Source organism: Flavobacterium tructae, assembly GCF_001853485.1.
GTDB classification, from domain to species: Bacteria; Bacteroidota; Bacteroidia; order Flavobacteriales; family Flavobacteriaceae; genus Flavobacterium; species Flavobacterium tructae.
Genome location: NZ_MIKE01000011.1, coordinates 1,138,814 through 1,150,524, shown reverse-complemented (window position 1 = coordinate 1,150,524; position 11,711 = coordinate 1,138,814). Strand labels below are relative to the sequence as shown.

At 33.8% G+C, this 11,711-nt stretch carries 11 protein-coding genes and 1 pseudogene; 9 read left to right on the top strand and 3 right to left on the bottom strand.

Translation table 11 applies throughout. The features are described from left to right. The first annotated feature begins 34 nt into the window (after window positions 1-34). Window positions 35-2,218, top strand: coding sequence for a TonB-dependent receptor plug domain-containing protein (locus tag BHE19_RS06920; protein ID WP_070906464.1), 2,184 nt, complete (start codon window positions 35-37; stop codon window positions 2,216-2,218). Window positions 2,219-2,340: 122 nt separating this feature from the next. Here the strand turns inward: BHE19_RS06920 and BHE19_RS22580 are convergent. Together BHE19_RS22580 and BHE19_RS06915 are read right to left on the bottom strand one after the other, a co-directional pair. Beyond that, window positions 2,341-2,439 (bottom strand): annotated as a pseudogene (locus BHE19_RS22580) (transcriptional regulator); the annotation flags it as partial. Between the two features lie 25 nt (window positions 2,440-2,464). Continuing rightward, window positions 2,465-2,734: a helix-turn-helix domain-containing protein gene (locus tag BHE19_RS06915; RefSeq protein ID WP_233430734.1), complete on the bottom strand. Its 270-nt coding sequence runs from the start codon at window positions 2,732-2,734 to the stop codon at window positions 2,465-2,467. A gap of 142 nt (window positions 2,735-2,876) precedes the next feature. Between BHE19_RS06915 and BHE19_RS06910 the strand changes: the two genes are divergently transcribed. The 5 genes from BHE19_RS06910 (at window position 2,877) to BHE19_RS06890 (ending at window position 6,671) form a co-directional block, all read left to right on the top strand. Then, window positions 2,877-3,173: a hypothetical protein gene (locus BHE19_RS06910; protein WP_070906462.1), complete on the top strand. Its 297-nt coding sequence runs from the start codon at window positions 2,877-2,879 to the stop codon at window positions 3,171-3,173. 222 nt (window positions 3,174-3,395) lie between these two features. After that, window positions 3,396-5,171: a hypothetical protein gene (locus tag BHE19_RS06905; RefSeq protein WP_070906461.1), complete on the top strand. Its 1,776-nt coding sequence runs from the start codon at window positions 3,396-3,398 to the stop codon at window positions 5,169-5,171. Window positions 5,172-5,186: 15 nt separating this feature from the next. Next, a complete protein-coding gene (locus tag BHE19_RS06900) occupies window positions 5,187-5,651 on the top strand; it encodes a hypothetical protein (RefSeq protein ID WP_070906460.1) in 465 nt (154 codons plus the stop codon). Window positions 5,652-5,873: 222 nt separating this feature from the next. Beyond that, entirely contained in the window at window positions 5,874-6,188 is a 315-nt protein-coding gene (locus BHE19_RS06895; RefSeq protein ID WP_070906459.1) for a hypothetical protein, read from the top strand. A 12-nt stretch (window positions 6,189-6,200) separates the two neighbouring features. Continuing rightward, window positions 6,201-6,671, top strand: coding sequence for a hypothetical protein (locus tag BHE19_RS06890; RefSeq protein WP_123923405.1), 471 nt, complete (start codon window positions 6,201-6,203; stop codon window positions 6,669-6,671). 222 nt (window positions 6,672-6,893) lie between these two features. Here BHE19_RS06890 and BHE19_RS06885 read toward each other — a convergent pair whose 3' ends face one another. Further along, window positions 6,894-7,466, bottom strand: a complete 573-nt coding sequence (locus tag BHE19_RS06885; RefSeq protein WP_070906457.1) for a hypothetical protein — start codon at window positions 7,464-7,466, stop codon at window positions 6,894-6,896. Between the two features lie 126 nt (window positions 7,467-7,592). Here BHE19_RS06885 and BHE19_RS06880 point away from each other — a divergent pair, with 126 nt between their 5' ends. From BHE19_RS06880 to BHE19_RS06870, 3 genes are read left to right on the top strand one after another with little or no spacing between them, the layout of a single operon-like run. Next, window positions 7,593-8,174 (top strand): RNA polymerase sigma-70 factor, encoded by a 582-nt coding sequence (locus tag BHE19_RS06880; RefSeq protein ID WP_070906456.1) that lies wholly within the window; start codon window positions 7,593-7,595, stop codon window positions 8,172-8,174. A gap of 2 nt (window positions 8,175-8,176) precedes the next feature. Then, complete coding sequence (locus BHE19_RS06875; protein WP_070906455.1) at window positions 8,177-9,133, top strand: FecR family protein; 957 nt, start codon at window positions 8,177-8,179, stop codon at window positions 9,131-9,133. Beyond that, on the top strand, window positions 9,123-11,618 hold the full coding sequence (locus tag BHE19_RS06870; protein WP_070906454.1) for a TonB-dependent receptor: 2,496 nt from the start codon (window positions 9,123-9,125) through the stop codon (window positions 11,616-11,618). Before BHE19_RS06875 ends, BHE19_RS06870 begins: the two co-directional genes overlap by 11 nt. Window positions 11,619-11,711 lie beyond the last annotated feature (93 nt).

Sequence of the window (11,711 nt, the reverse complement as noted above, 5' to 3'; positions counted from 1 at the left end):
TTCAGAAGAAAATTTTAAATTAAATTATTATTACATGAAAAAAATACACTTTTTAACAGCATTCTTTGGCGTCATTGCAGCTTATTCACAGCAGATTTCTGATACTACAGAACCAAAAAAACTAAAAGAAGTACATATCATTACAGAACGTTACTCCAAGTCGACGCAGGATATGAAACACATTTCGCAAAAGGAAATAGAATTTCAAAAAAGCCAAAATACTGCCGATTTACTAGCCAACACAGGTTCCGTATTTGTTCAGAAATCGCAACAAGGTGGAGGAAGTCCCGTGTTAAGAGGGTTTGAATCCAATAAGATTTTACTTTTGATCGATGGAATCAGAATGAACAACCTTATTTACAGAGCGGGACATCTACAAAATATCATTACGGTTGACGAAAATTCGCTGGAACAGATTGATGTTCTTTTCGGACCTGCATCTACTATTTTTGGGAGCGATGCGTTGGGTGGTGCCATCAATATGAGAACCAAAAACCCTATGTTTCTGTCCCAAACGGATAACAAAATGTTTTCAGGAAATGCAATGTCAAGATACAACAGCGCCAATAAGGGATCAACACAGTATTTTGACATTAATTTTGCAGGTAAAAGATGGAGTTCTCTATCCTCTTTCTCGTATAATAATTACGGTGATTTGAGAATGGGAGCCAATACTAATGGAAAAAATGGATCTTTTGGCGAGCGTCCTCAATATGTTGAAACTACGAACAATGTAGATAATCTAATACAGAATGAGAATCCGCTTATTCAGAAGTTTTCCGGATATAAGCAATATAATGCCATGCAAAAGATACTTTTTCAACAGGATGAATATACACAGCACAGCTTGAATCTTCAATATTCGTCTTCTTCAGATGTGCCAAGATATGATCGTCTGACAGATCCATCGGGTTCGGGGCTGAAATATGCTGTTTGGAATTATGGTCCGCAAAAAAGATTCCTTTCGGCTTATAAATTTTCGAAACAAAAGGCCTTGTTCAACAGTGATATGAATCTTGGAGTGAGCTATCAAAACATTGAAGAAAGCAGAATCTCAAGAAAATTTAACGATGACAAAACTAAAAGTCAGGTCGAAAAAGTAAATGTATTTGCTTTTAACGCAGATTTCAGAAGGAAACTAGGCAAGGGTGACTTTCTTTACGGAACCGAATTTTTTTATGATAATCTGAATTCGACTGCCACAAGTTCAAACCGCATCACCGGTATTGTGTCTCCAACAGATACTCGTTACCCAAACGGCATAAATCATACCTTTAGAGCAGATGTTTTTGCAACTTATAATGAAAAAATAAACGAAACTACGTTCTATAATTTGGGGATTCGTACAGGTTACTCTTCCTTAAAAAGTACTATTGCTAATAATTCTTTTTTCAGACTTCCATATAATGTCATCGAGCAGAGTAACTTCACATATAGCGGTACTGCCGGAATTGCAAAGAACATTCAGAGTACTAAATTGGTTTTCAATTTGGCTTCGGGCTACAGAGTCCCAAACGTAGATGATTTAGGAAAGCTTTTCGAATCAGTGCCCGGAACCTTGATTGTCCCTAATCGAAATATTGCTCCTGAGAAATCAGTAACAGCCGATTTTACTGTAGCATTTGGGCAAGGAAAGAGAGTTCAGTTTGACAATACGGTTTATTATACCCGTCTTTTTGATGCCATTGTTACCGATCATTTTTTATATAATGGACAAAGTTCTGTCATTTACGAAGGAGTACAAAGCGAGGTCTTTGCCATGCAAAATAAAGGGAATGCTTATATAGGCGGTTTTTCTTCCACCCTGAAAATGGCGATCACAAAACCACTGGGAATTTATGGTATGATAACTTTTACCAAAGGGGAAATAATGGACCGTGCGGGGAACACTCCATTAGATCATATCTCTCCAATGTATGGAAAAGCAGGATTGAAATATGAAAATAAAGTGATGCTTTTGGATTTCTATACATTATTTAATGGCAAGAAAGATATAAGCGATTATTCTACAAATGGTGAGGACAACCAAAAATATGCCCCAAAAGAAGGTATGCCAGCATGGCAAACCTTTAATTTCAAAACATCCTTTATGGTTGATAAAAATATTTCACTTTATGCCGGAATTGAGAATATTTTAGACCTACAGTACCGTGTTTTTGCGTCGGGTATCAATGCATCGGGCAGAAATATATCTGTGGCAGCAAAATACCGCTTCTAATATAAAATTCCCATTTCTATTTTTACAAATCTAAACTCCTTTCATTACAAAAGGGATGTGTTGTAAAATACAAAAAGACCGTTTCGTTATCCGAAACGGTCTTTTTGAAATTTATCAAAAGGTTATTTCCCTTTTTCCAATATTTCCAAGTATTCTACTTTTTCTTTTTCGGCCTGAAGCAAACGCTCGTAAAGCTCGACGACTTTATCAAGAGCTACAAAATCGTAAAACTCCACACAACAATATTTATTCCTTATCTCTAAGATGTAAATCTTTCAAAAGTTCACTGGAAGTGGTATCAAGTGCATCTGCCATTCTAATCAGAAGATTTACAGTAATTCCTTGCTCATTTCTTAGAATTCTTCTCACAGTGGTTTCAGTGCAGTTACTTGCTTTAGCAAAACTACTTTTGTTTCCCGAATATTTATCCAGAAAAAGCTTATAAATTCTATCGACTATTTCAACTTCTAACTTATCAATCGTTTTCATAAAACAAAGAAAAAGAAGTAACCTCATGATTTTTTAAAACAAATTCGACTTATAAGTCGAATTTGTTTATATTTGTATGAAATGGCAAAACTTGAATCAATTAACAGCTAAACATTTAAATGATAAATGATGTCAAAAGAGTATTATATCAATTTAAAAACTATACACCATGAAAGAAGACCGTACAGTACAAATAACCAAATTTTTAAACCTAGTCTCCAGAATGAACTTTTTTACAAACCTGAAATCCGAACAGCAGAATGATTCGGTTGTGTCTTGTTTCAAAATAGCCAGTTACAATGAGTTAAATTCAACTATTTCATCTTTACTACGAACCTGTATTCAAACGCTTAAAAGTGATCCATCGGAGACTGACATTGATATCATCAACTTACTTGAAATCGCAGTACAACTATTACCCAGTGACGAAATAGAATTGCTCGATGAGCTAAATAAAATACTATAAACTAAAGACAACATAAAGCCTGAACACTTTACAAAACAGGTTTCCTTAGAAAACCTAAAGCAATATCTGTTTTCAATAATAAAAAGTATTTCAAGTTAAAACATAAATATTTTCTGTCTTCTGCTAAAAATGTAAGTTTATTTTTATATATTTGAGTTCTTCGCAAAAACAAACTTACCGCACTATATACTCCGATTTACTAACTATTATAAGCCAATAATCATGAAAAAGCTATTTAAGTACGCCTTAGCGTTTGTTTTTCTTGCCTTGACAGGTTGCGAAAAAGATTCAAATGAACAACATGAAACCAAAACAGAATCAGCAGTTCCTTTTGAAAAGAAACTTATAAATGCCAATGAACTTCCGGCTGACATTCAGCAATACATCAACACTGATGGAACAAAAAACAGTTCAAAATCCACTAATGCTGAAACTTTAAACGAGCCAATATTTATGATGCATGACATCGTAAGTATGACCGATGACAAAAACATCACCAATTACAGTATTAGCTTCTTTTATCCCGACACTCCAGAAAATGTGTATTACAATCTGGTCATAAATGTACTTCCAACAGGAGAAAGTAAAAAATACATCTTTAAATATATTTGCAACCCGGAGGATTTTGAAAATTTTAAAGCACACCGTTTTGATTTTAAATATTTCGATGGTACCACCGAAATAAGTCAGGTTAATTACATTACTTCAGGAAAATTCACCTCGAAGTCCAGTGCGGGAGATGATCCATGCAATAAAATCTTTGTTCCTTCACCTTCAGATCCCAAAAGCAATCCGGCTGCAGGTGGCGGAAGCGGTAATGGAGGAAACCCAGCACCGGGAGGATTCAACACAAGCGTTCCGGGGTACAATTCTCCTCCAAGCAGTGGTGGTTATACTGGTGGCGGTGATGGCAGTTCCGGTCATGATCATTCTAACTGTTATGGCAGCAACGGACAATATTGGTATTATGCCGGTGATGTTCGTCCACCACATCCTCATACTTCAAAAAGTGCCGGGCCATGTCCTGAAGTAACTCCTCCAACCGGATATGTACCCGTAAATACAATGCCACTGATTAAAATTTTAGGCACTCAATTAAAACTATCTATAGCTCAAATCGCTTTTTTAAGAAATCGTCCTGACACTATGAATATCATAGGTAGTTATTTGAATTCAAATAATTTCTCTGAAGAAGCTAAAAGTTTTTGTAAAGAAATAATAGATCAGAGTATTCTAAATCCTAGCCTACATTTTGACATTCTTGCTTCTGCTAACTCACCAATGAATATTGACAAATCCTCCATAACGAATGATACGCCTGAAGGCAAAAAATTTAATACTATTTATAATGCATTAATAACATCTCCTGAATTTAAAAAACTATTTATCGATATATTTCAAAATAACAGTAGATTTAATGTTAAGTTTGAAATTGAAGAACATGTATATGAAGACAATAACCCTTCAAAAAAAGAAGTAAATGCTACCACAAGTCAACTTTCTGGTGCAAATAATATTGTTATAAAAATAAATAAACAGATATTAATTTCTGGCACTGATAAAAGCCAGACCAACATAGAAAATGCAAAAACCATTTTACACGAATGCATACATGCCTATCTTTTTATAAAAGCAAGTAATCCTGCCATTAACGCAGATTTTGCAAAAATCCTGAATACAATGTATCCTACTATTAACGAACAGCATGATTTTATGTACGACAAAATGATTCCTACTATGCAAAAAGTACTTTCTGAAATTAGGGATTTAGTAACAACCGCAACAAAAAGAGCTATTTTAGAAACACAATATACAATGCACCCAACCAATAATCCACTAACATCAACATCATGGATTTGGAATGAGTACTATAAGTATATTAGCTTAAAAGGATTGGATGAAGTTTATTGCTTCAAAGTAGATTTTCCAAAAGAATCAGATCAATGGAAATTGTTTGCAAAATATATAGAATACGGACATAAGGAGTTAATCCAATAAATAATTAAGCTAAAAATGAAAACAATTTTAATTCTGTTCTTTATTTCAAATTTTGTCTTCTGTCAAGAAGTTGAGAACATCAAAAAGTCAGATACTGTTTATATTGCATTTAAGAAAGCAAAAAACACAAAAAAAAACATTTACACAGATAATTTTAGAGAATATATTTTCTCTTTAGATTCAAAAAAGAACAATCAAGTAGAGCATTTAATATTTAGCAAACCAGATCGAAAAAACTCTTTAACTGACAAAAATAACCTGGTAATTGATGCTAAAATTGAAAATAAATCTTTTTTAAAAAAACATAGTCATAACATTATTGGTGTCGATTTCTTAAAAAAATTTAAAGAAGAATATATTGTTTGTGAACTGTTTTCAAGATCACAAATATTTTATATTGTTGATTTTAGTGAGTCGAAAAAAGGAAATACAAAAATATATCGTGTCTTTTTGTTAAACTATTGCCCTATAAGCGAATAATTTAAACAAATTATGTGACGCCATTGAATAAGTAAAGTTTTAAATAGACATATACAGAACAATCTTTAGTTCAGGAGTTAAGTATCATAATTAATAATCTCTTCCCTTTTAACATAACCACTAATCAAAAAGAACATTTTACACGAATGCATACATGCCTATCTTTTTATAAAAGCAAGTAATCCTGCCATTGGCGCAGATTTTGTAAAAATCCTGAATACAATGTATCCTACTGTTAGCGAACAGCATGATTTTATGTACGACAAAATGATTCCTACTATGCAAAAAGTACTTTCTGAAATTAGGGATTTAGTAACAACCGCAACAAAAAGAGCTAATATTGAGCAATACATATTACATCCAACACTAAAGCCTTTAACAACTACAACATTTAGTTGGTTTAATTTTTATTTCTATCTAAGTTTGAACGGATTGCAAAGTACATATTGTTTTACTCAGGATTTTCAATATCCTTCTGACAAATATTCTTTATACAAACAATATATTGATGCTGGAAGTATAGAATTAGATAGATAAAAAACAAAAAACATGAAAAGCTTACCTTTATTTCTATTATTATTTGTATGCAGTATCTATTCTCAAAGCACTTTGAATTTAGACTCTCAGGACACCATTTTTGTTCATTTCAAAAGAAATAAACTTCAATCTAAAACCGTATTTCCAATTGATAGCTTCGGTGTTCAAAAAAGGTGGTATACGATTACTTTAGGAAATAGTTATGAAAAAAAATTTATAAGATTCTATTTTCAAGAATACACAAGCCCTGAAAAAAGAGACAAAAAAACAAAATCAGATGTACGAACTGAAAACAAACTCTTTTTAAAAAAACATAAAAAACAAATAGTGGGAATTGATTTTTTCAAAAATCATGACGTGTGTACCTTAAGAGAAATATTTTATAATAAAGTAGTTTATATTATTGATTTTAATGAAAGAAAAAAAGGGAAATTGATTTTATATGAGACAACTCCATCATTTTCATGTGATGCTATTGAATAAGTAAAGTTTTAAATAGATATATACAGAACAATCTTTAGTTCAAGAGTTAAGTATCATAATTAATAATCTCTTCCCTTTTAACATAACCACTAATCAAAAAGAACATTTTACACGAATGCATACATAACTATCTTTTTGTAAAAGTAAATGGCTAAGTCCTTTTTAATACTTAGCCATTTATGAATAGGTTATGGCAATTTGTTTTTTCTAGTAAACTACCGTTTAAAATCTATAGTTTAGCCCTGCACTGATAATTCCTCTATGTCCAAATCCTGCTTCCACAAATCCGCCAAGTTTTTTACCTATACGAAGGCCCGCCGGATTAACCTGAAAAGCAAAATCTATAGTATTGTCTTTAACGGCTGGCTTGTTAGGTTCTGTTTCTGTATATTTATCCAGAATAACACCTGCAGCAGCTGAACCATAAAAATCTAACCACTCTGTTTTTATGTAACTAAAGGATAACGTTGGCATGACCATAAAATAGAGATCGGTCCTCTTATTGTCGTTTTTCTTGGCTTGTACCTGCTGAAAAGCAATATCACCACCTACTTTTATTCGCTCAGTGATTTGATTTCTATAACCTAACCCCAAATTTCCAAAAGAGGTAATCTTACTTCCTTCTTTTTGGAACGTAAGTGCTGAAGCAAATGCATCTGCAAGACCATTTATAACGGTCATTGTTGCACCGTCACTATAGGTTAGATTAATCTCATGTTTACCCCTTTCTTGTGCGTTTACTACAAGTGTACTGAAGGTTAAAAAAATTGCGCTTACAATAATTGACTTTTTCATCTGTTATAATAATTATAGTTAAATTCGTGGCAAGAACTCTTTATTGCCCTATTACTAATACGTCAAAAAATAAAATACCCCTATTACGCTGCAATAAAATTTTAAAATTTCCCTACTTTTTATGATATGAATGAGGATCTGAAGCATTTTAAACAATTGTTCAACGAGCTTTATCAGCCCTTATGTAATCATGCCTATAAGTATCTTCAGGATAGGGATGAAAGTGAAGATGTGGTGCAGGAACTAATGATTAAAATATGGGAAACCCGCAAGGATTTACTTTCTGAAAAGAGCCTTAAATATTACCTCTATATAGCTGTTAAGAATCGGTGTATATCCATTCTGAGAAAAAAAATCTATATGTTTGACGTTGACGAAATGTCTGCCGATATTGCCGAAGAAATCCCCGAAACGAAGCCCTTAACAGATGCTAACCAGCTTATAGAAGATGCATTTAAAGGAATTTCTCCAAAATGTCTCGAAATTTTCAAACTAAGTCGTCTTGAAAAATTAAGCTATAAGCAAATTGCAGAAAAATTGGAAATATCAGTAAAAACAGTAGAAAACCAGATGGGAAAAGCCATCAAACATATACGGGAGTTTGTTAAACAACATCCCAACTTAATTATTTTCTTTAAAATATGGTATTTTAGTTATTATATAGTGGGGGTTTTAAAAGAATTTGTGTTTTATTTAAAAGAGGTATAACCATGGACAGCCAAGATATTAATGTATTATTAGCAAAGCATTTTTCAGGAGAAACGAAACCTGAGGAAGAAGCTGTGTTAATGAATTGGATAAAAAACAATCCTGATGAATACCTCTCGCTTAAGATTTTTTTTGCAGAAAGTCAGCCATTAGATTCTCCTCAGTTATTTGAAACAGCTAATGCCTGGAACCGCATAGCGCCAAATTTATCCTCCACGAAGACAACCGTATTTCAGTTGTACAAAAAATACATCTACGCAACAGCAGTTGCAGCCGTTTTCATTTTAATAAGTACGTTCGCTTTCTTGTATGCAAATACCGAGATAACCGTTCAAACAGCTGATGGGCAGGTAAAAAGTATCGAATTGAGTGATGGTTCTTTAGTTACGCTGAACGATAACTCGAGTATTACTTATAAAAGATTTCTATGGAACAATCGTACTGTCAGCTTAAATGGAGAAGCTTTTTTTGAAGTAAAACATGACGAGAGCAGACCTTTTTCTGTAAATACGGGTACTCTATCCGTAAAAGTTTTAGGAACCTCCTTTGTTGTAACAACAACAGAAAAAGAAAAATCAGTAGACGTGATTACAGGAAAAGTCAAGGTTACCGCCACTCCTACTAATCAAACTGTCATTTTGGAGAAAAAACAAGCGGTTCATTACGCTTCCGGCAGATTAATTAAAAGTGACACAGCCGACAAAAACTTACTTTCCTGGAAAACAAAGTCTCTTTCTTTCGAAAATACTCCACTTCAAAAAGCTTTTCAGGATATTGAAGATTGTTATCATATTAAAATACAGGTAGAAGGCAAAATCTCTGATTCCTGCACCGTTACCACAAATTTCAAGAACGAATCCATAAAAGAAATATTGGAAGAATTCCGTTTATTGTTTGGGCTTAGTTATACACAAAAAGGCAATACTGTTTGGGTGAAAAACATATCCTGTGAAAAGTAATTCTTTTATAAATAACTGGTTAACAACTTCATTCTATTTTGTACTTTTCTTTTGTGCCGGATCTTTACAAGCACAAAAAACAAGCTTGCTGGAAAAAAAGATCACTATCCAAATAGAAAATGATAGTATCGGAGCTTATATTTCCACCATAATAACACAAGGCGTAAATTTATCCCTAAGCAACAACAAGCTCAATCTTGACAAAAAGATAAAGATCGACAAAGGAACTTATAAATTAAAAACGCTTCTACATCTTCTTTTTGAAACAGAATCAGTAAAATTTCTCGAAAAAGACAATAAAATAATTATCTACACGGTTTCACGAGCTCCTGACCCATTTACTATTAGCGGGTTTGTTTATGCAGGCGACAGTAAAGAAGCGCTACCCTATGCTACCGTACGAGTTTTAAACACAAACATTGCTGTTAATTGTAATGATTATGGCTATTATACGCTAACATTACCCGAAAACAAGTACATCATAAATGCGAGTTATACCGGTTTTACTTCACAAACAGATACGATACTGGTAAACAAAACCATTAAAAAAAACTTCAATCTTGAAATGGGACTATCCCTTGCTCCGGTTGAGATCAGGTCATCCAAAAAACCTTTAAATGAGATTTCCAGTATCGTCGATACGCAGCATGTTAACACTCTTCCCTTTCTAATGGGGCAATCAGACCCGCTAAAACTTCTTACCTTAAAACCGGGCACCTATGGCACTTCTTTAAATGTAAGAGGAGGCTCAACTGATCAGAATCTGGTTTTATTAGATGGTGTTCCTATTTACAATTACAATCATTTTACGAGTTTGCTATCTATTTTCGATTCGCAGGCCATCAAACAAATAAGTTTTTTCAAAGGCGGCTTTCCGGCTCGTTACGAAGGAAGACTTTCGTCAGTCATAGATGTTAAAACAAAAGATGGCGACATGCAGTCCTACCATGGGGCCGCTAATATTGGTTTACTAACGGGTTCTGCGATGATTGAAGGACCTATCATAAAAGACAAGATGTCTTTTATGATTAGTGCGAGAAGAAGCTGGATTGATGCTTTGACCGAAGCGATTTTTGATCAGGATATTAATTTTAAATACCGGATGTATGATGCCTATTTTAAGATTAACTACTTTATTGATTCGTCCAACCGATTGTACCTCGGTGCTTATACCGGCGGAGATCTTATTCGTGTAAATTTCTTTTCTTCCGAAGCACCTCAGCTTACCTGGAACAACAGAACACTTTCTTTGCGCTGGAACAGGGTATATAATCCCAGACTGTTTCAGAATTCGGTTCTATTGTTAAGCAACTATAACAACCTGTTTGCTAATGCAGATGAGGATGGAACCAGAAAATTCCGTATTACCGATATAGGTATCGAAAACAATCTTAATTATCACTGGTCGTCATTCCTAAATAGCGCGATAGGCTTACGAATAAATATGACCCATTTTTCTAACAACACTATTGACCGTGATCAATTGATAAAGTCATTACATTTCAAAACCTATTGGGACAATGATATAACGCTGTCTGATAAAGTTCGAATAAAAGCGGGTCTTCATTATGCAACTTTTTTAACTAAAAACAAGGTTTATAATTCTTTTCAGCCCCGTACCAATTTTGTTTACAAGTACAGCAATTCTAATAGCCTCTTTGCCTCCTATGCCATAATGGAGCAATTTTATCATCAAATTGCCCAGAACACCTATGCTTTACCCTCAGATTTGCGCATGCCGAGTACAAATCAGTTACCTCCGGAAAAGGCTTTTATCTATGAGGCCGGCTATGAAAAAACTTTAGACAAAGGATATATCCGACTACAGCTTTACGAAAAAAAAGTATCCAATATTTTAATGTACCGCCCCCTTTATGATGTTTCAGATCAGGACAAAACACAATCCCCACTAATCGGGTTTGGCAATTCAAGAGGCTTGGAACTTGAATTTTCTAAGCAGTTCAAAAAGTTTGATGTACAGGCAGCTTACACCCTAAGCAAATCGACATTGAGATTTCCAGCAATAAATAATGGTCAGACATTTAATTCTCCAAACGATATAACCAATCAAATAAAAGGAGCTGTTACCTGGAATATTAATCAATCCTGGGTCCTATCCACTATGTTCAATTATAGTTCCGGTGTTTTAATCTCGGCACCAGACTCTTTTTCCTATAATGACAAAAAAGACTCGTACCCAGTAGATCCCAACCAAAGCAATGAAATATCAAGACCTAATAACTACCGTTTACCGAGAAATTACAATGTCGATATTGGCGTTTCAAAAACAAAAAAAACGAAATCCGGCAACCAATCCAGATTATATTTTGGAGTTAACAATCTCGTAGGACAATCTCCACCGTTTATCATTGAAACCAGTTTAAGTAATGGCACCTTTAATTTAGAACAGGCCAGAATGTTTAAATATTTTCCTTACGTTGGATATACTTATACTTTTGGAACGGGTAAAGAAAAATTAAACTAATTTCCGGAATCTTTAAAAAACAAGGCATAAATAAAATCTACAATCTCTTTTTTTGATAGCAGCCCTTGAAATGAACCAATACATTTTCTCTCC